General features: G+C 42.3%; 19 protein-coding genes. 9 read left to right on the forward strand and 10 right to left on the reverse strand.

The window, feature by feature from the left end:
• Positions 1-78: 78 nt before the first annotated feature.
• The 4 genes from NIES592_RS21460 to pilM all read right to left on the reverse strand — a co-directional run bounded on the left by NIES592_RS21460 (position 79) and on the right by pilM (position 6045).
• Entirely contained in the window at positions 79-2520 is a 2442-nt protein-coding gene (locus NIES592_RS21460; RefSeq protein WP_073556835.1) for a type IV pilus secretin family protein, read from the reverse strand.
• Positions 2521-3025: 505 nt separating this feature from the next.
• A complete protein-coding gene (locus tag NIES592_RS21465; RefSeq protein WP_062247848.1) occupies positions 3026-3781 on the reverse strand; it encodes a hypothetical protein in 756 nt (251 codons plus the stop codon).
• Positions 3778-4542 (reverse strand): PilN domain-containing protein, encoded by a 765-nt coding sequence (locus NIES592_RS21470; protein WP_073556836.1) that lies wholly within the window; start codon positions 4540-4542, stop codon positions 3778-3780. The genes NIES592_RS21465 and NIES592_RS21470 overlap by 4 nt, the downstream gene beginning before the upstream one ends.
• A gap of 396 nt (positions 4543-4938) precedes the next feature.
• Complete coding sequence (gene pilM / locus NIES592_RS21475) at positions 4939-6045, reverse strand: type IV pilus assembly protein PilM (RefSeq protein ID WP_073556837.1); 1107 nt, start codon at positions 6043-6045, stop codon at positions 4939-4941.
• Positions 6046-6174: 129 nt separating this feature from the next.
• On the opposite strand from pilM, the gene NIES592_RS21480 reads away from it, so the two are divergent.
• Positions 6175-7476 (forward strand): ABC transporter substrate-binding protein, encoded by a 1302-nt coding sequence (locus NIES592_RS21480; RefSeq protein WP_062247843.1) that lies wholly within the window; start codon positions 6175-6177, stop codon positions 7474-7476.
• 283 nt (positions 7477-7759) lie between these two features.
• On the opposite strand, the gene NIES592_RS21485 is transcribed toward NIES592_RS21480, so the two are convergent.
• From NIES592_RS21485 to NIES592_RS21495, 3 genes are all read right to left on the reverse strand, one after another.
• Positions 7760-9076, reverse strand: coding sequence for a bifunctional folylpolyglutamate synthase/dihydrofolate synthase (locus NIES592_RS21485; protein ID WP_073556838.1), 1317 nt, complete (start codon positions 9074-9076; stop codon positions 7760-7762).
• Positions 9077-9216: 140 nt separating this feature from the next.
• Positions 9217-9342 carry a photosystem II protein Y gene (locus NIES592_RS21490; RefSeq protein WP_009457343.1) on the reverse strand — a complete coding sequence of 42 codons (126 nt, stop codon included), beginning with the start codon at positions 9340-9342 and terminating at the stop codon, positions 9217-9219.
• Positions 9343-9795: 453 nt separating this feature from the next.
• Entirely contained in the window at positions 9796-10323 is a 528-nt protein-coding gene (locus NIES592_RS21495; protein WP_062247840.1) for a gamma carbonic anhydrase family protein, read from the reverse strand.
• A 205-nt stretch (positions 10324-10528) separates the two neighbouring features.
• On the opposite strand from NIES592_RS21495, the gene NIES592_RS21505 reads away from it, so the two are divergent.
• The 5 genes from NIES592_RS21505 to map all read left to right on the forward strand — a co-directional run bounded on the left by NIES592_RS21505 (position 10529) and on the right by map (position 16303).
• Entirely contained in the window at positions 10529-11038 is a 510-nt protein-coding gene (locus NIES592_RS21505) for a TIGR02652 family protein (protein ID WP_016865016.1), read from the forward strand.
• A 181-nt stretch (positions 11039-11219) separates the two neighbouring features.
• Positions 11220-11672: a VOC family protein gene (locus tag NIES592_RS21510; protein WP_062250667.1), complete on the forward strand. Its 453-nt coding sequence runs from the start codon at positions 11220-11222 to the stop codon at positions 11670-11672.
• Between the two features lie 209 nt (positions 11673-11881).
• A complete protein-coding gene (locus tag NIES592_RS21515) occupies positions 11882-14704 on the forward strand; it encodes a M16 family metallopeptidase (protein WP_073556840.1) in 2823 nt (940 codons plus the stop codon).
• Positions 14705-14795: 91 nt separating this feature from the next.
• Positions 14796-15263: a cupredoxin domain-containing protein gene (locus tag NIES592_RS21520; protein ID WP_073556841.1), complete on the forward strand. Its 468-nt coding sequence runs from the start codon at positions 14796-14798 to the stop codon at positions 15261-15263.
• 212 nt (positions 15264-15475) lie between these two features.
• The gene (gene map / locus NIES592_RS21525) at positions 15476-16303 is read left to right on the forward strand and encodes a type I methionyl aminopeptidase (RefSeq protein ID WP_062247835.1); all 828 of its coding nucleotides are present in this window, start codon (positions 15476-15478) and stop codon (positions 16301-16303) included.
• A 189-nt stretch (positions 16304-16492) separates the two neighbouring features.
• Here the strand turns inward: map and NIES592_RS21530 are convergent, their stop codons facing one another.
• The 3 genes from NIES592_RS21530 to NIES592_RS21540 form a co-directional block, all read right to left on the reverse strand.
• Positions 16493-17623, reverse strand: coding sequence for a CO2 hydration protein (locus tag NIES592_RS21530; RefSeq protein ID WP_062247833.1), 1131 nt, complete (start codon positions 17621-17623; stop codon positions 16493-16495).
• Between the two features lie 120 nt (positions 17624-17743).
• A complete protein-coding gene (locus NIES592_RS21535; RefSeq protein ID WP_073556842.1) occupies positions 17744-19240 on the reverse strand; it encodes an NADH-quinone oxidoreductase subunit M in 1497 nt (498 codons plus the stop codon).
• Positions 19241-19485: 245 nt separating this feature from the next.
• Positions 19486-21342 carry an NAD(P)H-quinone oxidoreductase subunit F gene (locus NIES592_RS21540; protein WP_062247830.1) on the reverse strand — a complete coding sequence of 619 codons (1857 nt, stop codon included), beginning with the start codon at positions 21340-21342 and terminating at the stop codon, positions 19486-19488.
• Positions 21343-21979: 637 nt separating this feature from the next.
• On the opposite strand from NIES592_RS21540, the gene NIES592_RS21545 reads away from it, so the two are divergent.
• The 3 genes from NIES592_RS21545 (at position 21980) to NIES592_RS21555 (ending at position 23172) form a co-directional block, all read left to right on the forward strand.
• On the forward strand, positions 21980-22288 hold the full coding sequence (locus NIES592_RS21545) for a carbon dioxide-concentrating mechanism protein CcmK (RefSeq protein ID WP_009457333.1): 309 nt from the start codon (positions 21980-21982) through the stop codon (positions 22286-22288).
• Between the two features lie 230 nt (positions 22289-22518).
• The gene (locus NIES592_RS21550; protein ID WP_009457332.1) at positions 22519-22863 is read left to right on the forward strand and encodes a carbon dioxide-concentrating mechanism protein CcmK; all 345 of its coding nucleotides are present in this window, start codon (positions 22519-22521) and stop codon (positions 22861-22863) included.
• Between the two features lie 6 nt (positions 22864-22869).
• Complete coding sequence (locus NIES592_RS21555; RefSeq protein ID WP_009457331.1) at positions 22870-23172, forward strand: EutN/CcmL family microcompartment protein; 303 nt, start codon at positions 22870-22872, stop codon at positions 23170-23172.
• Positions 23173-23214 lie beyond the last annotated feature (42 nt).

Here is a 23214-nt window from a genome sequence, read left to right on the forward strand (position 1 = left end):
ATAAAGCACCTGGCGTCCAAGACTGCGACCCCCTCACCGCTACCGCGTCTACACACTCCTCACACCGCCAATCACCTACTACTTCGGCACCTGCAACCCCCGGCGCTCAAGAATTTGCCGCACCTCTGGACTAGGAGTATAGCTGTAGCCATAAGATGATTTCTCAGAATCATCCATAATTTGAGGTGTAAGTAATACAACTACCTCATTGCGCTGATTCTGTTTGTTTGTACTTCTAAATAGTGAACCAATCAAGGGAATATCACCTAAAATAGGAATCTTGGAGACAGTTGTCCTGTCTGTGTCTTGAATGATGCCACTGAGAATTAAGGTCTGCCCATCACGCAGGCGAATTAAACCGGAATTAAGCGACCTTTGAGAAACTAAGAATATTTGCTGGCTACCTGTACCTAAATTAAGGTTAGTAGCAGCTTGAGGTGCTTTGACAGTAGGAGCCACCGAGAGAGAGACAAATCCATTGTCATCAATCCGATCAACTTTGATAGCTAGGGTTAAACCCACATCTTCTTTCTCTGCTGTAACTGTTTGTGTAGAACTGCCGTCACCTCGTGTAATTTCGTTCTTAATATTTCCCACTACTTGTTGAGTCAAGTTGACATTAGCTGTTTGACCTTCTTGCACAATCAAAGTCGGGTCAGTCAAAATTTTGGCGTTACCACTTTGTACCTGAGATTGCAAACTGAGGAGAAAACGTTTGGGGAACTGGTACAAAGAAGGCAGAGCAGATGTTACTGTTCCTGTACTGCCAGGGGAAACACTGATGGTACCCTCTGCATCAACAGTAATCACATCATTTGTGCCACGGTCAACGTTGGTAATACCTGGTTGTAATGGGTTAGTTGAAGATGGTGGGATTGGTTGATAAGTTGTAGCATCTCTGTTGGGTAATACTGTTGCAGAACCAGGTTGGACAGTAACTCCACCAATTGTAATGGGATTTGAAGATTGGTTAACTATTGTTGTACCCGAACCTCCACCTGGAATAATTAACTCGTTATTTACATCCAAGAAGGGTGTTCCTGTAATTGGGTTGCTGGTTACAGGCGTACTACTCACACTAGTTCTTGCTTCTGCACTAGTAGCTGGTCTAGAACCGCCAAAATTTAAAGCTGCTGCACCGCCGTCATTGACGAAAAAGTTATTGCCAATACCAAAGGAAAAGCTGGTGTTAAAGTCTTTAGTATTTAAAAGGTTAACATCAATAATTTTGACATTAACTGCTACTTGCCGACGGCGTACATCTAGTTGAGTAAGTTGAGCCATTGCAATTTCAACTAATCTTGGTGGCCCAATCAAAGTCAAAGAATTTGTCCGCTCATCTCCGAGTGCCTGCAAACCTCTAAGTAAAGGTTTAGAATCCTGAAAATCTATGCGTTGAGTTTCAACTCTTGTTTCTGTAGTGGTCTGAGTTTGAGTAATCGGAGCAACTCCATTACCCACAGGAACAGCACTGACATTAGTGACTTGGCGTTCGCGGTTAACGGCACTTTCTGCACCTAAGGAGACCAAAAAGTTGAGAGCAGTCCCCACTGTTACCTGATTCAGTCGCAAGTTCCGCATGACGACATCACGAGTGGAATTGGGAAGTCTAGGCCCCACAAAAACTGTACGACCACTACGGTTTGCTTCCAAACCACTCAGACGCAAGACATAGTTGAACACATCCTGTACAGGTTCGTTTTCTATATCCAAAGAAATTGTTTGTCCAGTAGTTTGTCCCCCTTGTCCTCCAGTTGTTTCTGTTCCTGAATAAGCCAAATTCAAACTAGCAGCACGAGCCAACAATGATAATACTTCTCTGACTGGTGCATCTCGCAGCACAAGCCGGGGTACACGTTCTTGAGATCCTAAGTCAACGCTGCTCGGAGAAGCATCAATATTAGAAATGGCAATATCTCCTACTGGTGGTGCAACAGCTCTAGGTAAGAAAGGCGGAGCTTGGGTTTGGACTTGTCCTGGGCCAGCTGTTTGCGCTGGTGTGCCGTCAATACTGACTTGTGGGTTCGGAACAACAGGCGGAACTGATGGACTGAGGTTAGGAGTCGTTGCTTGGGGAGGTGTGGATGCTGATGCTGTGGTTCCTGTACTGGGAGTTAAGCCAAGAGTAATGTCGTTTGTTCCACGCATCAAAGGCTGAGTATTAGGAGCACTGTCAGTACCAATTGCCAATACTCTGATGCTATTGGTATCTAGTTGAGTCACCTCAATCGAGGCAATTCCTGGAATGGGATTATCTTTGCGGAAACTATTACCTTTGGGTAAACGTAGTTGAGTGTTGATAATATCTGCAACTAAAGTTTTGCCCCTCTGGATCGTAAAAATTTGCGGTCGAGAGCCAGAAGAAGTTTTTAAAACAACATTCACTCCGCCATTGACATTTTTTAGCTGCACATCTGTAATTTGAGTAACCTGTGCTTTAACTGGTTGAGCAGCTAAAAAAACTATTGTACTAGCACCTAATATAAAAAAATCTAAACCTTTACCGTGAAGCTGTCTCACAGTTCATTCCTCACATTTCACCAATTTTTTTGACTATTTTTGCGACCAATTTCTTGGTATTTATACGTAAGTGCGATCGCTGCTAATTGTGTTTATAGTTTGTATATTTCCCAAAAATTCTGCTGAGATATCACAGTGTCACTAAATTAAGTGGTTAGTAGTTAGTGGTTAGTAGTTAGTAGTTATTCCCCTACTTCTCACACTCCACCCTTACGGGAAGCCGCTACGCGTCTACACACCCCACCCTTACGGGAAGCCCTCCGGGTACTCTTCGAGAAGCCGGGCGAAGCCCGTCTACGGGGGTTCGCAATCGTGACGGAAAGCGGAGCCAGTGCGGTGGTGAGACAGCGCGGTCTTGGGGGTTTCCCCCATGAGCGACTGTCGAAAGGGTCTCCCGGCATAAAGCACCTGGCGTCCAAGACTGCGACCCCCTCACCGCTACCGCGTCTACACACCCCACCCTTACGGGAAGCCGCTACGCGTCTACACACTGCTCACCACCCCATCACTTCTTCAGTGCTGCTTGAAGGGCTGCGATATCTTCTGGAGTCATTGGCATCAGCGCCTGTAATTGAAAAGATGTAGAAATAGGTGCTGGTCCTATCCGCAATAGCGTTTTGCCTGGTTCTGAAGCTGGTTGGGGAGCTAAGGTAGATTGATAGTCTTTCACTATCAATAAAGGCTGCAAACGCTCAATATTGCGGAGTATTGATTGCGTTTGTTCATAAGTTGCGATAATTTCCACATTCACACTTCTACGTTTCAGTTTGCCGTCTACTTGTTTCCCTAAAGAACCATCATTAATTGGTTCAGCTTTATCTGAAACTGGTACAAATTTCCTCAGTTCGGCTCTGGTAGCATTGATAGCAACTGTGGCGTTGTTAGACTCTACTAAACGATTCAAGTCCAGCAGTAAGGTGTCTAAGGTTTTCTCATTCGCAAACAAACCTAAAACTTGGGTTTGTTGCTGTTTGGCATCTGCGAGTTCCTGTTTGACTTTATCCATCTGTTTGATGGTGGCTTTCTTTTGGTCAACTTGTCCTTGTAGTTCACTTTGTTTAGCTTGGTTTTGTCCAAAGGTTTCCCAAGTCGGCATGACTAAGTTGAACAACATGTAAAGCGCGCCAGCAAATCCCAACACCCCTACTAAGATGCCTATAACTTTGGGTGTAAAGCTAATACCAAAGACAACGGGATAGGCTGATGCAGCCTCTAGTAATTCCCCATCTTCCACAAAATTAATATCTTGACTCAGCGTCATTTTTGAATGACTCCTGTTTTTTGCAAACTGCGAATACGTGCGACTAATCCCACTGTGCCTTTTTGTTCTAATTCTCTGATGAGATCCGAAGCTGGAATGTCGCTGAGAGTAGTTTGAATAGTGTATTTGGCTACTTTTGGAGGTTTAATGACTACACCTGTTTGAGTACCAGGATTTTTTACTGGTGCATCTACTAGTTCTGTGGAAATAATTTTGACATCACTAGCTTTAAAGAAACGAGATTGTTGCAAACTAAGCACAAAATCATTGACATCATTAAAAGAGCGAGCTAAACCAGTAATTTCTACTCCCCCGGCGGGATTTGGTGGTGGCTGTCCCTCGGCTGCGACAGCAGGTGCTATTTGCTTGACATTTTCTATTTGTACTGTAGCTGGAATGCGATCGCGCAAATCTTGTAACATTGCAGACCAAGGACGAATCTGATCAAATACAGCCACTAAAGATTGAGTTTCCGCCTTAACTTTATTGGTTTCTTCCTTAATCTTGTTAATACTACCGATTTGGGCATCTAAGCTTTTGCTCTCCTCTTCCAGCTGTGCAACTATTTGCTCCAACTCAGCATTTTTTGCTTGCAAAAGCCACCAACCAGTTGCTACAAAAGCCGGAAAAATAACACCAATCGCCACTCCAATAAACACAGGTGCTAAGTTTCCTGTTTTAATCGCTACTTTTACCTTTTTTTCACTATTTTTCGCAAAATTTGGCCGATCATTGAGAAAATTAATATCTAAACTATACATTTTTCGTCATTTGTAATTGGTTAGTAGTTAGTGGTTAGTGGTTAGTGGTTAGTTGTTAGTAGTTAGTGGTTAGTTGTTAATGGTTAGTTGTTAGTAGTTAGTAGTTGGTGGTTAGTGTTAATGGCTTACTACTCCTCACACTCCACCCTTACGGGAAGCCGCTACGCGTCTACACACCCCACCCTTACGGGAAGCCCTCCGGGTACTCTTCGAGAAGCCGGGCTTCGCCCGTCTACGGGGGTTCGCAATCGTGACGGAAAGTGGAGCCAGTGCGGTGGTGAGACAGCGCGGTCTTGGGGGTTTCCCCCATGAGCGACTGTCGAAAGGGTCTCCCGGCATAAAGCACCTGGCGTCCAAGACTGCGACCCCCTCACCGCTACCGCGTCTACACACCCCTCACACCTCCCGCATCCCAAGACCCAGCACTATCCCCAACCCAGGACGTTGCACACTGGGAAACTTTTCTTCGTCAACTTGCAAAGACAAAGATCCTATCGGGTCTATTTGGGAGGTCGGTAAACTCAATCTTTGTGTGAAGAACTCATCTAACTGTGCCAATCCTCCACCCGGACCTGACAAGAAAATTTGTGCTACCTCTAAATTTTCAGTTTGGTTGAGATAAAAATCGATGGAACGGCGTAGTTCATCTGTCAGTTCTCCCAACACCCGCATCATTGCTGCGACACCAGAATTAGCTTCGGTGACACCCGTTTTTGCGCCTTCCATAGTATTGAGAGGAATACTCATCCCCTGCAATAATTCCATATCTCGTGATGCAGGTAAACTCATTGCTCTGGCCAGTGCCATTTGCATTTGATAAGTTCCCAAGGGGACTGTCCGTGAAAATTGTGGTACTCCGTTGACAATAATGGCAATTTCTGTACTGTCGAATTCTATATCGACTAAAACTGCTGCTTCCTGTGGCCCGTATTGCCGCAACTGGTCACGAATTGTCCGAATCAGTGCAAAAGAATTGATTTCTAAGACATCAATTTGTAACCCTGCCTGCTCGAATGTATTTATGTAGGTATCAGTAATTTCCTTGCGAGTTGCAACCAGTAGCACTTGTACTTTTTCAATCCCATCTTCATCTATAAAGTACCCAAGTTTCTGATAATCTACATCAGCTTCTTCACGAGGATAGGGTAAATATAAGCTTGCTTCATGGTTTAACACCATCTCGCGTAGCTCTTGATCATCTAATTCTGATGGAACGGGTATCAGGCGCACAATTGAATCTCGTCCTGTGACAGCAGTGGCAACCCGAGAAGCTTTTATTTTACTCTCTGTGAGTGCCTGCTGAATGATTTGTGCCATTGCTGGAGGATCAGCAATTTGACCATCAACAAAAACACCTTCTGGAACCGGTACTGATGTTAAAGCGTCTAGTTTCAGACCTTGGCGTTGTTTGCGTAAACGAGCGACCTTGACGCATTGTGGCGCCAGTTCGATGCCAATTCCACTTCTAGATTTGCTAAACAGATTATTGATGCTTTTAACCACTGTTTTGTCCGCATGAATGCTAAATTGAAAAGTTTAAATATTAAAAGTCAATTGTTAAGAGTCGTGACCATTGACAATTGACCACTCATCAACTTTTCACCCTGATTTAACTGAAAAACTATAAGCACAATGATTCAAGTTCAAAAATTCAAAAGATTAACTATTTGGGCGTTAGTTGGCTTACTGACAAGTTGGATTGTCAGCTGCAGTACAGGTAACGTTAACCCAAGCACAAAACAGGCATCTTCAGGAGCGGCAAAAATTGAGTTTTGGACTATGCAACTCAAACCTCAATTTACCGACTACTTCCAAAGCCTAATTGCGACTTTTGAATCGCAAAATCCAGGTGTAAAAGTTAACTGGGTGGATATACCTTGGGCGGAAATGGAAAACAAAATTTTAACAGCTGTCTCCGCAAAAACGCCACCTGATGTTGTGAACCTAAATCCGGATTTTGCATCTCAGTTAGCAAGTAGAAATGCTTGGTTAGACTTGGATACAAAAGTCCCAAATAACGTACGCTCTTCATATTTACCGAATATATGGAAAGCTAGCACACTGAATGGTAAGAGTTTTGGAATACCCTGGTATCTCACCACACGGCTAACTATTTATAACACTGATTTATTAAAACAGGCAGGTATCAATAAGCCACCTGCTACTTATACTGAATTGGCACAGGTAGCTCAACAAATTAAAGATAAAACTGGTAAGTATGCCTTTTTTGTCACTTTTGTTCCGCAAGATTCTGGTGAAGTTTTAGAATCTTTTGTGCAAATGGGAGTCACCCTAGTAGATGCCGAAGGAAAAGCTGCTTTTAACTCTCCGCAAGGTAAAGCAGCATTTCAGTATTGGATAGATCTTTATAAAAAAGGGTTACTTCCCAAAGAAGTATTGACACAAGGGCATCGTCATGCTATAGAGTTATATCAATCTGGAGAAACGGCGTTACTAGCTTCAGGTCCGGAATTTCTCAAACAGATAGCTAATAATGCACCTGCGATCGCTAAAGCTTCTGCGATCGCACCTCAAATTACTGGTGACACGGGTAAGAAAAATGTCGCTGTGATGAACGTAGTTATTCCTCGTGACACAAAGCAACCAGATGCTGCTGTCAAATTTGCGCTGTTTCTAACCAATGATGAAAATCAGTTAGCTTTTGCGAAACAAGCAAATGTCCTACCATCCACAGTCAAGGCTTTATCTGATAGCTATTTCAAGAATGTATCAGCAAATGCCTCAACAATAGATAAAGCTAGGGCAATTAGCGCTAGTCAAATGCAACAAGCAGAAGTTCTAACCCCTACTTTGAAAAATTTCAATATTCTGCAAAAGGCTATTTATGAAAACCTGCAAGCAGCAATGTTAGATGAGAAGACTGTGGATAAAGCTGTAGAAGATGCAGCACAGGAGTGGAATAGCCGTATTTAATAGTCAATGGCCATCTGATTTTGGATTTTGGATTTTGAATTACTCCCACAGAGAAATCTACTTTCTTGTACCATCAAGGAATTATAGGTCATAGATATGTAAAAGTCATTTTGTTTAGAAGCATTCAAATCCTGATTTTGCGAATTTTACCGCCTTGGAATAAATTCCAAGGCCAATAGCTAAAGTCATTTTTAACTGACTGAAATCAAGACAAATTTAGCTTGAACCCCCTTTAGCAGGTTTTAGCTATCAGCCGGAACTTTAGTTCACGGCGATTTTATTTTTAACTATTGGCTCTTAATCCTTTTAAAAAATACCCAATTAAATACAACGAACCACATAAAACAACCAAATCATCTGTCGAGGAAAAAGCGGCTTCTAGTGCGGATGTGACATCTGGAAAAGTATTACAAATACTCAATTCTGGACAAATATCCCTAGCTAGCTTTGCTAATTCCTCAGGATTAGCTGAACTATGATCGGGTACTGGTACTAAATACAATTGGTCATTTGGTCGGAGTAAGGCTTGAAAAATTTCCTGATGATCCTTAGTTGAAAGCATTCCCATTACCCAAGTTACACCGATTTTGGATGGGGTATCAGAGAGTGGGAGAATATCAGTTTCTTCAGGCTTTAATAAAATATCTACATAATTTCGCAAAACTTGAGCAGCTGCCGGGTTATGAGCGCCATCAAGCAATAGTTTATAATTTTTCCAATTAATCCATTGCATTCGCCCCGGCCACTGGGTTTTAGCCATACCATTAATAATGGCTTGCTCAGAAATCTGCCAACCCTTTTGTTGCAAAATTTCCAAAGCACATAAAGCTATAGCTGAATTTGTCAACTGAATTTGTCCCTGTAGCGGCAAAGGGTATTTGATAGGGTGATCTTTCTCCCCACCACCCAATCTTTCATATTCTGCCCATCCCGCATCAATTTGACGGGCTGGTTGTGGTGTGTAGATGGGGCATTGTAATTCCAAAACGCGCGATCGCACAACTTGTTCTGCATCTGGTGGCAAGGGGCCAATCACAGCCGGACATCCCACTTTGAGAATACCCGCTTTTTCTCTAGCGATATCGGCAACGGTAGGGCCGAGTCGCTGCCAATGTTCGCGACTAATGGATGTAATGACGGTAATTAGAGGTTGTTCACAGACATTAGTAGCATCTAAGCGTCCTCCCAATCCAACTTCTACTACCGCTACATCAACTTTTTCCTGAGCAAAATATAACCAAGCTGCTGCGGTAATCACCTCAAACTGAGTCGGTAAGTCATCATTCGGGAAAATAGCAGCTTTAACTTCTTGCAATAATTTGCAAAATTCCTTAGAAGAAATTGGCTGTTGATTAATGCAAATACGTTCTGTCCAATCAACTAAATGGGGGGAGATGTAGCGTCCCGTGCGATATCCTGCCTCCGTAAGAACTGAAGAAATATAGGCACAAACAGAACCTTTGCCGTTAGTACCAGCAACATGAATTACTGGAACTTGATGATGGGGATTACCAAGATTTGCCAACAATTTTTGGCTGGTTTCAAGTCCCAAACGGACGCCAAACTGTTGGAATGGTTGTAATAAGGAGTCGATATCCACAAGTTTTTAAAGGTTGGTGCTTGATGGTTGATGGTTGGTAGTTGATTGTCAACAAACAACCAACAACAAACAACTAAATAATAAAACCGACTGCTTTGATGAGAAACAGCCGGTATCAGACTGATGATGTTGAGTATATTTTATGCTTCTTTATTCAAAAAGCTTTGTACTTGTCTTAAAGCAGCAGCGCCAATATTAAACAATGCCCAACCAGCCGCGATCGCAACTGGCGCTAATACGATAACCACACGCATATCTAAGTCCATATTTAATACCCCTCTCTTAAGTACAACTTAAAGTATTGTCAACACTTCTCATTTTTTTATTTTTAGCTGAAGTGGACAATTTTTCCCAAATCATATGTAAAGATTCTTTACAAACTTAGTCAATTGTCATTTGTTGGTTGTTGGTTGTTGCTGGTTGGGAGTTAGTGGTTAGTGGTTAGTTGTTGGTTGTTGATTGTTAGTAGTTATCGATTTACTACTCCACCCTTACGGTAAGACCTCTGGGTACTCTACCTTGAAGCCGATGGGCGCGTCTACACACTCCTCACACTCCACCCTTACCTTAAGCCGCTACGCGTCTACACACCCCTCACACTCCCTTACTCTCTTCCTAATGGGTGAATATTGAATTTTGTTTTCTCCCCTCACCCCATCACCCCATTGCCCCCCAACCCCACCTTGTGGGGACCCCTAGCCCCCACTTCCCCATCTTCCTCACTCTGCGCTAAAACCAATATCAGTCCCTTTCCCAGCATGGACTAAAGCTAACTTTTTGTAACGTTCAGCGTGTTCAATCAATTCTGCTGCCTGAGTGTCTGTGACTTGACGTAATACCTTTGCAGGAGTCCCAACTACAAGGGATTGAGGCGGTACATCTTTGGTGACAACTGCGCCAGCCCCTACAATGCTGCCAGCCCCGACTCTGACTCCATCTAAAATAATTGCCCCAATTCCAATCAAACTTCCACGTTCAATGTAGGCTGAATGTACCACAGCACGATGGCCTACGGTAACATGGTCTTCTAAGATTGTGGGCTTACCCGGATCTCCGTGTAGAATTGCTCCATCTTGGATGTTGGTGCATTCGCCAATTTCAATCCGTTCTACATCTCCCCTAATGACTGCTCCATACCAAATGCTCACCCCTGCCGCTATATTCACTGAACCGATAACAACGGCGTTAGGTGCAACGAAGGCAGCTTGAGAAATATTAGGAGAAGACCAGTAGAAAGTGTTAGACACGATAGAATATGAATATGAATATGGTACTCAGGAACACTGGAAAATTTCCAACCTTGGAGGCTGGTCGCAAAACCAGAATATCATGGCTTCGAGCCTGTTCGCTGAGGCAGCAGTCAGTAAATACGCTTATGATGTGGCGCAGAAGTGTAACAAAAACCAACGTCACTGGTGAAGACAAAACCATTCTTCTTATATGCACTTCATGATGAATCCAGGCTTGCAGTACCCAATATTTGGCCCTGAAATACAGTGTCCCCACTGCCGACAGACAATACCGGCACTTACACTGACAGATACCTATCTGTGTCCCCGTCATGGCGCATTTGAAGCCAACCCTAAAACCGGAGAGTTGATTCATTTGCAGTCTGGACGACATTGGCGCAGATGGAATGGAGAATGGTATCGGCAACATACTCATCCCGATGGCATTCGCTTTGAAATTCACGAAGCCCTAGACAAGTTATATACACAAGGTTATAGAGCAACACGGGTGATTATCGCTCGCCGCTATCTGGAGTTGATGAGTGGGTATTTAGAACGCAGCACTCCTTGGCGGGGAGGACAGTCGGAAGGGACTGCGGCACGGCTATATGGTTTGCCAGTAGAATTTAGCCCAGATTCCACAGAAGAACCCTGTTGGGAAGTAATTAATTTTGATTTGGAAAAAGAACCTGGCGTGCCTGTGCGCTACCCTTATTTTCGATTGTTTGAATAATAGTTATTAGTTCGTTGTAGGTGGTTGGTAGTTGTACAGACGTGCCATGGCACGTCTGTACATTGGTTATTGGTTAGTGGTTAGTAGTTGGTTGTTGTTTATGGAGTATTCCCAATGCCCAATTACCAATTACCAATTACCAATTACCAATGCCCAATTACCAATTACCAATTACCAAATTATGCACCACGCTTCCATTCGCACTGCTAATATCCATAAAGCGATCGCCTTCTATGAACAACTAGGGTTTACAGTTTGCGAACGCTTCACCACCGGTTATACTCTTGCTTGTTGGATGGAAGGACTAGGCGGCAGAATAGAGCTGATTCAAATACCAGAACCAAAACCAGCGCCAGATGCCTTTACCGATGAACATTATGTAGGCTACTATCACTTGTCTTTTGACCTGACTGAAGTTACTCCCGATTTACCTAGCTACTTGAAAAATTTAACAGAATCTTTTGCTCTAGCTGCACAAGAGCAACCAGAATATCTACAACCACTGAAGATTTTGTTAGAACCCACACAACAGCAAATAGGCGATCGCGTTTATGAAGTCGCTTTTATTGCTGATACTGATGGCTTACCCCTGGAATTAATTCGAGTTTTAGCAACACTAGGAAACAGGGGATAGGGAATCGGGAAAAGGGGAAAGGTAAAGAACTTAGACTCGTCCCCCTTCCCCAACCAAAACTTCACCCCTCAGCTAGTTGTCATTTTATTACTTTCTCAGTAGAATATTCTTTCTCTGTAGTGTTGCTGAGGTAACAAAATCCCTAGCAGTAATACACTATAGTCATAGAAAATTCTGTAATTTAATTTACAGATACATTAAGCAAATACATGTCTGTGTTTAACAAGTTGCATAGATATCGTCTTTCTATTTTTGTGTTAACTCTCTGGTTAATTACGGTTTTGCTACTAAGTGATGGATCAGCTACTAGTCACACGACCGCAAATTTTTTCAAAGTAAAATCACTTAAAGAAAATGTTTTAAAAAAGACAATAAAAAAATACGTGACAGAGAACGTCTCCCAGACAGTACTGGAAAATGGTTTGATGGTGCTGACAAAGGAAGTCCATTCAGCACCAGTGGTATCGGTACAGATGTGGTATAAGGTTGGCTCGCGCAATGAACAACCAGGTGTAAATGGTATTGCCCATCAATTAGAACATATGATGTTCAAAGGCACAAAAAACCGTCCAATTCAATTTGGACGTTTGTTTAGTGCTTTAGGTAGCGACTCCAATGCTTTCACTACCTATGATCAGACCGCATACTATAACACAGCAGAACGTGACAAGCTCAACGCTCTGCTGATATTAGAAGCAGACAGAATGCAAAATGCTCTAATTGATGCAGAGAAACTAGAAAGTGAAAAACGGGTAGTGATTTCTGAGTTGCAAGGCTACGAAAATAGCCCAGAGTATCGCCTAAATCGTGCGGTATTACAAACAGTATTTCCTGAACATCCTTATGGCTTACCTGTAGGTGGCACTAAAGTTGATGTTGAGAAATTTCAAGTTAAACAGGTACAAGAATACTATCGGAAATTCTACAGTCCCGATAATGCTGTTTTAGTAATTGTTGGTGATTTTGACACAGCCAAAACCCTGAAAGTTGTGAAAGATATATTTGGGAAAATACAGAAAAGCCAAGTATCAAGTGTCAAAAGTCAAGTATCAAGCGTCAAGATTCAAAAAGTTTCCCACTCTCCTATAATCTTGCGCGAACCGGGAGCAAACGCATTGTTGCAAGCGATATATCCTTTACCAGATGTAAATCATCCTGATATACCAGCGTTAGATGTGATGGATTATATCTTGACAGAAGGGCGGAACTCTCGGTTGAATCAAGCATTGGTGGAATCTGGTATAGCAACCGATGTGACAGGTTCCATTGTGAGTTTGCACGAAGCTGGTTGGTATGAATTGTCTGTGACTGCTGCACCCGGCGAAAATTTGAAAAAAATTGATACAGCGATGCAAAAAGCGATCGCATCTGTTGCTGTGCAGGGAGCAAAAGCAGAAGAAGTGAATCGCGCCAAAGCACAGTTAGAAGCTGCTGTCATTTTGAATAACCGTGATATTACCAGTCAAGCAATGCAGCTGGGTAACGACCAAACAACGGCTGGTGATTATCGCTACACAGAACGCTATCTAGCAGCCGTCCGTCGGGTAACAGCTACAGATGTGCAACGTGTCACAAATAAATATTTGCAACAGAAAGCACGTTTTGTTGGCAATTTTGAACCCACTCAAATCCAAGCATTAGAAAAGAGCAACACTAAATTACACTCTACACTCATCACTGAAAATTTCTCTACTGGTACACCAGAAGTAGCTTCCGAGGTGGTGAAATATTTGCCACCCGTGGATATGAAAACAGTTCCCACTGGGCTATCCCTAACTCCACCAGAGCAATTCAAATTATCTAATGGCTTGGAAGTGTTGTTGTTGCCAGACAAAAGTACGCCAACAGTGACTTTGAGTGGCTATATAAAAGCTGGTAATGAATTTGACCCAGAAGCGAAAGCCGGACTCGCATCTCTTGTGGCAGAAAACTTGATGAACGGGACTAAAACGAGGGATGTATTGGCGATCGCAAAAGCTTTGGATGAACGCGGTGCTAGTTTAGATTTTGAGTCATATCGTGAAGGTGTAGAAATTCAGGGTAGCAGCTTAGCAGGAGACTTACCTGTTGTTGTGCAAATCTTAGCAGATGTAGTCAAAAATCCGACTTTTCCCAGTAAAGAATTAGAACTGACTCGACAACAAGCTTTAACAGACTTGAAAGAGGAATTAGACGATCCGACAGAAGTTGCCAAAAGAACATTTGTGCAATCTGTGTATCCGAAAACTCATCCATTGCACAAATTTGCTACCCAAAAGAGTTTGCAGCGCATTCGTAGAGAAGATTTAGTTGCTTTTAAAACACAACACTACCGTCCAGATGCAATGGTGCTAGCACTGGTGGGAGATTTTGATCCTCAACAAGTGCGATCGCTCATCGAAGCTGAATTTGGTAACTGGCAAGTTAGCGGTCAAGCTCCAAAATTAGCATACCCTGTAGTATCACTACCAGACAAAATTGTGCGTGTGAATCCGATGTTACCAGGTAAAGCCCAAGCTGTTACTTATATGGGTAACACAGGGATTAATCGCCGAGACCCGCGATATTATGCAGCATTGGTGTTAAATCAGATACTGGGCGGCGATACTCTATCCAGTAGACTAGGGGCAGAAATACGCGATCGTCAAGGCTTGACCTACGGAATTTATAGCACCTTCCAAGTTGGAAAAAACGTTGGTATATTTTTAATTGAAATGCAAACAGCACCAGAAGACACAACTCGTGCCATCAACAGCACTCGCCGACTTCTAGAAGAAATTCATCAGCAAGGTGTCACCCCTGAAGAATTGGAAACAGCAAAGCGTACTTTGATCAGTAACTACAATGTTTCGCTTGCCAATCCAGACGAGTTGTCATACAGAATATTGATGAACCAGGTGTACGGGTTAGATAAAGAAGAATTGCGCTCTTTTGTTAGTAAAATTGCCTCAGTCACCCTTGAGCAAGTCAATCAAGCAGGTCGTGAGTTACTCCATCCCGATAAAATCGTTGTGGTGACTGCTGGGCCAACTATAGTAGCGGATAGTCATTAGTCATTGGTTATTGTTTATTGGTTAGTAGTTAGTGGTAAATAGCTAATAACTAACAATCAACAAATGACAAAGAACAAAGGACAAAGGACAAATGACAAAAATATTCCTAAAGATTTTACAATTTATATGCATTGTACTGGTGCTACTAAGTTTCACTATTGTCACAGCTATTCCAACAGAAGCAGCAAGTTTATCTGGGGATTTACTGAAGCAGCCGCCTACAGAAATTACAGTTAGCCTTGGTAACTCTGCCAACGAACTGAAATATGAGCCAAATCATCTAGAATTTTTGGCAGGTAAACGTTACAAGTTAAAGCTGATTAATCCTAGTAATCAAAAGCACTACTTTACTGCCAAAGACTTTGCTGATGGAATTTGGACACAAAAAGTCGAAGCTGGCAAAGTAGAGGTAAAAGGAGCTATTCATGAAGTGGAACTGAAGCCAGGGGCTGAGGCTGAGTGGGTATTTGTACCGATTAAGCCTGGTAAGTATGGCTTACGTTGTCCAATTGCAGGACATACTGAAGCTGGGATGACAGGAGATATTGTTATTCAGTAAACAGTTATCAGTTACCAGTTGCTAATATGCGAATGGTGAAAAAGGCGGAAGTCACAAGGTAAAAATACGTTAACTTAAAATATAGATACTATTTCCCAACTAACCTTAGCCTGCTCATACAGTAGTTAGTAGTTGCTTCAAACAACAAATAATGAACAACTAACAACTAAAAATGAAAAAAGCAGCAAGGCGCAAATAACTACTAATTCCCCATGAACATTCTAAGTAACCTGCTTTCTCAACCAACTCAAAATAACCGTCCCAAGAGACAACGCAGAGGTATTGAAATTAAGTCGCCACGTGAAATTGAAATTATGCGGCAATCAGCTAAAATTGTGGCAACTGTGCTGAAAGAAATTTCTGAGTTGGTACAGCCAGGAATGACCACAGCTGACTTAGATGCTTATGCGGAAAAACGCATTCGGGAGATGGGTGCAACACCCAGCTTTAAAGGCTATCACGGCTTTCCTGGTTCTATCTGCTCCAGTATCAATAATGAAGTGGTGCATGGCATTCCTAGCAAGAAGAAAGTTATTCGATCTGGGGATGTTTTAAAAGTAGATACAGGAGCTTATTATGAAGGTTTTCATGGTGACTCTTGCATTACTATTGCTGTCGGTGAAGTCACTCCAGAAGCTGCGAGATTGATTCGCGTTGCTGAAGAAGCACTTTATAAAGGTATCGAACAGGTAAAAGCAGGAAATTACCTGATGGATATTGCAGGTGCCATTGAAGACCATGTGAAAGCTAACAAGTTAAGCGTAGTAGAAGACTTTACTGGTCATGGTGTCGGTCGTAACCTCCATGAAGAACCTTCCGTGTTCAATTTTCGGACTCACGACATGCCAAATGTGAAGCTACGGGCGGGAATGACACTGGCAATTGAACCAATTTTAAATGCTGGATCTAAGTATACACGGATACTAGCAGACCGTTGGACAGCTGTAACTGTAGATAATGCTTTGTCGGCTCAATTTGAGCATACTGTGTTGGTGACAGAAACAGGCTACGAAATCTTGACAGACCGTTCTCTGGTCTAATTGTTGTACCGATTTGAAAAAAAGGGCATTGCTGAATCAAGATATGAATTTACAATTCACGGATATGTAGAGACGTAGCAATGNCTACGTCTCTACATAAATGTATACAAACATAATTCATGACCAGATTCAGCAACGCCATACAAGCGATCGCTCAAATAAGATTTTAGTAATATGTCAACAATTTAGCTACGCGTTAACATCCATCAATCGCGATGTTTGTAATCTATCCATCCACTTTTCTAAATAAACTCGGTTAAGTTCCTGTTCTTGTGGATCTTGAGTATCCGCAGGGTAAGGCATAAGTCCCAAAATAGCTGCTGTAGTCACACAGAACATAGACTTTTGGAAACTCATACATATTTGTACTCGCAAATCATCTTCTCCCCGAAGACTACGGCGATATACTTCATGCAAATACTCTGGCAAAAAGTGACGCATATCTTGCATTAACAATGTGGGGGGAATACCCGCGCCGCCGATGGGTAGAGGATCAGCATACAAAGCACCGTACTGAAATCTACCTTGATCTGGTGGAATTTGATATGCTTGGGCATTGTAAGAAACTGTGCCAGGAAAAGGTGTTCCTCGAAAGAAGACAGCTTCTACATAGGGAATTGCTGTATCTGCAAGGAATGTTAAGCCAAGGCTAGCGGGAAGAATTTCGTAAACTTTATCCTTAATTTTGACAGAGTAGGTAATCGGCTTATGTGCAGCTTTTACTAAACCAAGTTTGATGTGATCTACAACTTGCGGAATTGATTTAATTTTGCCTTGATCATAGAGGTCTGATAAGCTGAGAAAAATATCAGCCATCACCCGCCAAAATTGACCTAACCCACTGTAATAACAAGAAACGCGCAACTGCTCAATTAAAAAATCAGGAAAAAGTTGATGGATTCCCATCATTATGGGATTATTTTTAAACTTAGCTGCAATCACAGCTTCAGCTCTTTGCTGAAAATCTTTTGTGTCTAAATATTGATCTAGTCCACCCCCACCATGCCAAAACATGGCTTTCATGCAATATTCGGCGTATTCAAAATTAATGCGATCATGCCACCAGTGACGCAGTAATTTCTGGAAAGAAATTTCGCCATTAAAATATTTGAAAAAAGGGAAAAAAACTAAAAATTGATTTTCAGCAATATAGATAAGATTTTTTGAATAAGCATCTAAAACAACGCCGTAGCTTTTGAGAATACCAACTACTTCTAATACATTTTCTGGGGTGTCGCGAAGTAGCGCTTTGCCTGTTTGCAACCGTTGAATAAACTCCGTTAATGGATGGCGAGTACGATTATTTGTAGTAGTTACCATTGCAGTTCTCCTGATTAAAGGGAGTGGGGACAGGAAGTGCGGGGAGTAATGTAGAGACATGCTGTTTGAAGCGTCTGGGAGTGTGAGGAGAATAAATAGTGACAAATAACCAATGGATCACTAATTCCTGATCCCTTGCACTGAAACATGAGCAACAACGCTTTGAGTATTGGCTATTGCTGTTGTTGTTGCTTCACTCCAACGGGTTAACCAAGCAGGTTGGATACCTAAAATGACAATCAATACCGCTAGAATGATGGCTGGAGTGCGATCGCTCCAATATACTCTTGGTAGGTTGATGACTTGTGCTGATAAGCGCCCAAAAAAGGCGCGGTTGGTGAGAAGTAAGAAGTAAACCGCAGTTAATCCTGTACCGACCATGCATAACAAAGTTTGCACTGGATAAACTGCAAAACTGGCACGAAAAACGACGAATTCTGCAACAAATCCTACCATTCCTGGAATGCCCGCACTAGCCATAACTCCAATTACAATCAAGCTACCAACTACAGGCATTCCTCGTTCTGGGTTAAACAGTCCCCGCAGTACATCTAAATCACGGCTACCCGCTTTTTTATACACTACTCCCACTAATAAAAACAGTAGTGCAGAGATTAAACCATGACTAATCATTTGCATGACAATTCCCAATATGCTTAATGGGGTAGCAGCAGCAGCAGCTAACAAGATGTAACCCATGTGTCCAATTGAACTGTATGCCACCATTTTTTTCATGTCTTTTTGGGCGATCGCACAGGATGCACCATAAAGTACACTAACTACTGCCCAAGTAGCCAAAGCGGGAGCTACATATCTCCAAGCATCTGGTAATAAGTACATGCCAAAACGCAGTAAGCCGTATGTTCCCAACTTTAACAATACCCCAGCCAACAGGACTGAAATTGGTGTGGAAGCTTCTACGTGAGCATCTGGTAACCAAGTATGGAAAGGAACTAAGGGAATCTTGATGCCAAAACCAACTAAAATCCCTGCCAACAGCAAAATTTGGGTTGCTAAAGGTAAACCCTTGCTGTTGAGACTTTCTAGGGCAAAGCTAGGGGAACCACTCAACCACACTAACCCAAGAAAACTTGCCAAGATTAAAATGCCAGAAAAAGCGGTGTAAATCAAAAATTTAGTCGCCGCATAACCGCGCCTTTGACCGCCCCAAATGGCAATTAATAGATAAAGAGGAATCAGTTCTAGCTCATAAAACAGGAAGAATAGTAGTAAATCCTGTGCTAGAAATGCTCCACTGACGCCCGCACTTAACAGCAATAGTAAAGAGTAATAAAATCGTGGGCGTTGTATATCTTCGTCTGTACTATAAATGGCAATGCCAGTTAAAAGTCCATTCAAAAATAATAAAGGCAAAGATAAACCATCTATACCCAAGTGATAGTTTAAACCCAAAGCATCTATCCAAGGTAGGAATTCAGCAAATTGTTGACTAACTATGGTGGGGTTAAACTGAACTGCGAGGAAAACTATCCAGGCAAAAGCCAAACTAGCAAAGACTAGAGCAATAGTACGGGATAGTTTTCCATTTATGCCGACAGGCAAGAAACCAATTAAAGCCGCACCTAATAACGGCAGTAAAATTAAAGCACTGAGCATAGGGGATTGGGGATTAGGGAAGTAAAGGGAGGTGGGGAGATGGGGGGAGTGTATGGACGCGCCGTGCGCGGCTTCCCGTAGGGTGGAGTAGTAAGCCATTAACCACTAACCACTAACCACCGTAGGCCGCGTGCATTTGTAACAAGATATTTAGTTTTCAGCAAAGATACTTATACAAATGCTTCGCCCCTACTAACCATCAACAACCAACAAACAACAATCAAGCATTGACAATTGACAATTGACTAAAAAGGCAATTTCTCTAATAAACCTAGTGACCAGCTAATGAAGAAACCTAGTATACTGATGCCGACAAGGATAGTGAGTAAATACCCTTGTGATTGCCCAGATATGCTATATCTCAAGCTTTGTCCACCGAAAATTGCTGCAAATCCTATCAAGTTAACCAGACCGTCTACTAGATAGCGATCGCTCCAAGCGGATATTTTAGAAAATAAGGCAACTGCACCAACTACTGTAAATTTATAGATCCGATCTATGTAAAAGTCGTATCCCAGCAAATCTTGTACCAGTCTCCAAGCCAATATTCTAGAACGTGACCAAGCTTTGTGCAGGTACATTGTAGAGCCAATACCTACTCCTAAGAGAGTAGACAACACCAGCATCGCCACTACATACCAATTGACGCTTTCCCAGGTAGGTAGGAGATACCACTGCTGCAACATCATGGGTAATAATAGGGTAAGAATTGTGAGAGTTACCATCGGGAAAGCCATTGGCCAAGGCGCTTCTGGGGCGCGACGGGTCTTTTGTTGTGGTTCTCCCCAGAATACTAACCGGAATACTCTTGTTAAATTTAATGCTGTGAAGCCATTCACAATTACTAGTACCCACAGTACCCAAGGGGTGACTATTGCCAAGCCGTCAGCCCACGACAACATCGCCCAGAAGCTTCCTAAGGGTAACAGACTTACCATCCCAGCAGAACCAACTACAAAAGCGGTCGTAGTTGCCGGCATTCGTGACCATAAGCCGCCCATTTCTGTTAAATCTTGACTGCTGGTGGTGTAAATTACTGAACCACTACTCATGAATAATAGTGCTTTGGCTATCCCATGGGTAAACAGTAAAATCAGAGCCACGCCTCCTTGCTGTAAGCCGACTGCCAAAAACACCAAACCCATGTATGCACTAGTGGAGTGAGATAGTGCCCGTTTGATATCAGTTTGAGCGATCGACACTAAAGATTCACCAATTGCCGTTACTGTACCAATAATTATGAGAGTATTGAGAGCAAAGGGCGATAGTGCTAAGATAGGCTGCATTTTGTAAAGCACATAGGCCCCACCAGCTACTACCATTGAGTTCCGCATCACTGAAGCTGGATTCGGCCCTTCCATTGCTTCATCTAACCATAGGTGGAGCGGGAATTGAGCACATTTACCCGCAGGTCCTGCAATCAATGCTAATCCTAACAAACTTGAAGTTAATGGGCTAAGGTGCACTGTTTGCGCCCATTCATATAAATCAGAAAAATTCAAACTCCCTGCTTTCGTAGACAGAGTTACCACCCCCATTAGCAACAACAAGTCTCCTACACGCTTAGTTAAAAACGCATCTCGTGCTGCTGTGACTACCAGTGGTTGAGCGTACCAAAATCCTACAAGCAAGTAAGTCGAAAGAGTCAGCATTTCTAGCAACGCATAGCTGAGAAATAGGGAATCACTTACTGCTAAGCCGCTTAGGGCTGCTTCAAAAAAGCCCATTAAGGCAAAAAACCGAGCCAATCCCCAGTCTTTTTCCATATAACCCAAAGCGTAAGTTTGTGCCAGGAAACTTAGCCCTGCAATTAAAACTGTTGCCCCAACACTGACTGGTGAAATTTCCAAAGCAAAGGATATATTTAAATCCGCAGCACTAAACCAGTTAATTACAAAATATTCTGGTTCTCGATTCCAAATATCCTTGAAGACCAACAGGCTATGGATAAAAGCCAAAAAAGTCGTCAACAAATTAAAATATGCTGCGGGTCTTGGGCCAGTACGGCGAACTATTCCCATTGCCCAAGGCAAGGTCAAAATTGCTCCTAATAAGCTATAAAACGGTATCCACCAAGTTGTTGAGAACAAAAACTCATTCATTTAATTTGTCCTTGATGTCTCAGCTTGTAATTCTTCGCCTTGCTAAATGAAATGGATAAGTAAGAGTCTATAATTAAAGCGTTTAAATTTCATTAAACAGCATTATTTGACTTTTGCTGTCTAATCAATAAGAAATAAAGAGCAATCTTTACCTATAAATATTTTTTCATTTAAATCTATGCTAACCTCCATTTATTAACTAGAGATTTCTAATGCGAAAATAAGCATTTATATCACTGATAATAAAAACTTATAATTCCATTTTTAAATTATCAGGCACAAATAGCAAAAGGTGAGGAAAGACACCAATACTGCTTTGTAGCTTGCTTGTCATTCCCCCAGAGACTGGATTTACGTCTATATGAAGTTGTTTCAGGAAATATTATAAAAAAATTATAAAACAGAAGTAGCTACTCTAGGAATCCGTGAACATTGGTTGAGTAGAATACACATAATCAAAAAATATTAAGTTTTTTTAAACTATTTTATTATAAACTATTATACTAATTTATATTGTCAGGGAAGCCAAGCTTTCTTATGCTTAAGTTGAGAACAGTTAATTAGCTCAAGATGAGCATCCCCGTCAAAAATTTCCACAAAAGAGTACTAATTGCATTAATTGTGTAGGAGTCCTGCGATGCCTATTGCGGTTGGAATGATTGAAACAAAGGGTTTTCCGGCAGTAGTTGAAGCTGCTGATGCGATGGTGAAAGCCGCTCGCGTTACATTAGTAGGCTATGAAAAAATTGGTAGCGCTAGGGTAACAGTGATTGTGCGGGGAGACGTTTCTGAGGTGCAAGCTTCAGTAGCTGCAGGAGTTGAAGCAGCTAGAAGAGTCAACGGCGGTGAAGTGGTATCTACCCATATCATTGCTCGCCCCCATGAGAATCTAGAGTATGTTCTACCGATTCGGTACACCGAAGCCGTGGAGCAGTTCCGCACTTAACATAATTGTTTTGCGAAAAGCGAAGTTCCTCGCGTAGCGCGAGGCTTAAAGCTTTTCAAAATGGATTTTAGATTGACTTCGCAGGCAAACGCTTCAAGGGGTAATAGATTGAGAGAGATTTGGCTTGAGATTTAGCAAACCCTAATCCAAAATCTAAAATCTAAAATCTAGAATTTTTGTGGCTTTGCTTGTTTTTGTTTGTTGGAAGCTTCTTAAGGATTGAAAAGAATATGTCAATTGCAGTCGGAATGGTAGAAACGCTGGGCTTTCCAGCAGTAGTGGAAGCAGCAGATGCGATGGTAAAAGCCGCTCGTGTAACCTTAGTGGGTTATGAAAAAATCGGTAGTGGTCGTGTCACTGTGATTGTGCGGGGAGATGTTTCCGAAGTACAAGCATCAGTAGCAGCAGGAATCGAATCAGTCAAGCGAGTCAATGGTGGACAAGTCTTGTCTACTCACATCATTGCTCGTCCCCATGAAAACTTAGAGTACGTTCTACCAATTCGCTACACCGAAGATGTAGAGCAGTTCCGTGAAAATGTGAATGCAATTCGTCCCTTCGGCAGAAGACCATAAATCATAATGCAAATTGCCAAAGTGCGCGGCACAGTAGTTAGCACTCAGAAAGATCCAAATCTCAGGGGTGTGAAACTACTGCTGTTGCAGTTCGTAGATGAAGAAGGACGCATTCTGCCAAAATACGAAGTAGCCGCCGATAGTGTTGGTGCTGGGGTAGATGAATGGGTACTTGTGAGTCGTGGTAGTGCGGCTCGTCAAATTCTTGGCAATGAACAGCGTCCAGTAGATGCCGCTGTCATAGCGATCATTGATACAGTTTATGTTGAAGATCGCATGGTTTACAGCAAAAAAGAGCAATATCGATAACCTTTGGTTAGTGGTTAGTCGTTAGTAGTTAGTAGTAAAAAA

This window comes from Fischerella major NIES-592, assembly GCF_001904645.1.
In the GTDB taxonomy this organism is placed as follows: domain Bacteria; phylum Cyanobacteriota; class Cyanobacteriia; order Cyanobacteriales; family Nostocaceae; genus Fischerella; species Fischerella thermalis.

Coding starts and splice junctions, on each gene's coding strand:
- NIES592_RS21465 (WP_062247848.1), bottom strand. CDS start 3,781: ATGACGCTGAGTCAAGATATTAATTTTGTGGAAGATGGGGAATTACTA.
- NIES592_RS21470 (WP_073556836.1), bottom strand. CDS start 4,542: ATGTATAGTTTAGATATTAATTTTCTCAATGATCGGCCAAATTTTGCG.
- NIES592_RS21480 (WP_062247843.1), top strand. CDS start 6,175: ATGATTCAAGTTCAAAAATTCAAAAGATTAACTATTTGGGCGTTAGTT.
- NIES592_RS21490 (WP_009457343.1), bottom strand. CDS start 9,342: ATGGACTTAGATATGCGTGTGGTTATCGTATTAGCGCCAGTTGCGATC.
- NIES592_RS21505 (WP_016865016.1), top strand. CDS start 10,529: ATGAATCCAGGCTTGCAGTACCCAATATTTGGCCCTGAAATACAGTGT.
- NIES592_RS21510 (WP_062250667.1), top strand. CDS start 11,220: ATGCACCACGCTTCCATTCGCACTGCTAATATCCATAAAGCGATCGCC.
- NIES592_RS21515 (WP_073556840.1), top strand. CDS start 11,882: ATGTCTGTGTTTAACAAGTTGCATAGATATCGTCTTTCTATTTTTGTG.
- NIES592_RS21520 (WP_073556841.1), top strand. CDS start 14,796: ATGACAAAAATATTCCTAAAGATTTTACAATTTATATGCATTGTACTG.
- map (WP_062247835.1), top strand. CDS start 15,476: ATGAACATTCTAAGTAACCTGCTTTCTCAACCAACTCAAAATAACCGT.
- NIES592_RS21530 (WP_062247833.1), bottom strand. CDS start 17,623: ATGGTAACTACTACAAATAATCGTACTCGCCATCCATTAACGGAGTTT.
- NIES592_RS21535 (WP_073556842.1), bottom strand. CDS start 19,240: ATGCTCAGTGCTTTAATTTTACTGCCGTTATTAGGTGCGGCTTTAATT.
- NIES592_RS21540 (WP_062247830.1), bottom strand. CDS start 21,342: ATGAATGAGTTTTTGTTCTCAACAACTTGGTGGATACCGTTTTATAGC.
- NIES592_RS21545 (WP_009457333.1), top strand. CDS start 21,980: ATGCCTATTGCGGTTGGAATGATTGAAACAAAGGGTTTTCCGGCAGTA.
- NIES592_RS21550 (WP_009457332.1), top strand. CDS start 22,519: ATGTCAATTGCAGTCGGAATGGTAGAAACGCTGGGCTTTCCAGCAGTA.
- NIES592_RS21555 (WP_009457331.1), top strand. CDS start 22,870: ATGCAAATTGCCAAAGTGCGCGGCACAGTAGTTAGCACTCAGAAAGAT.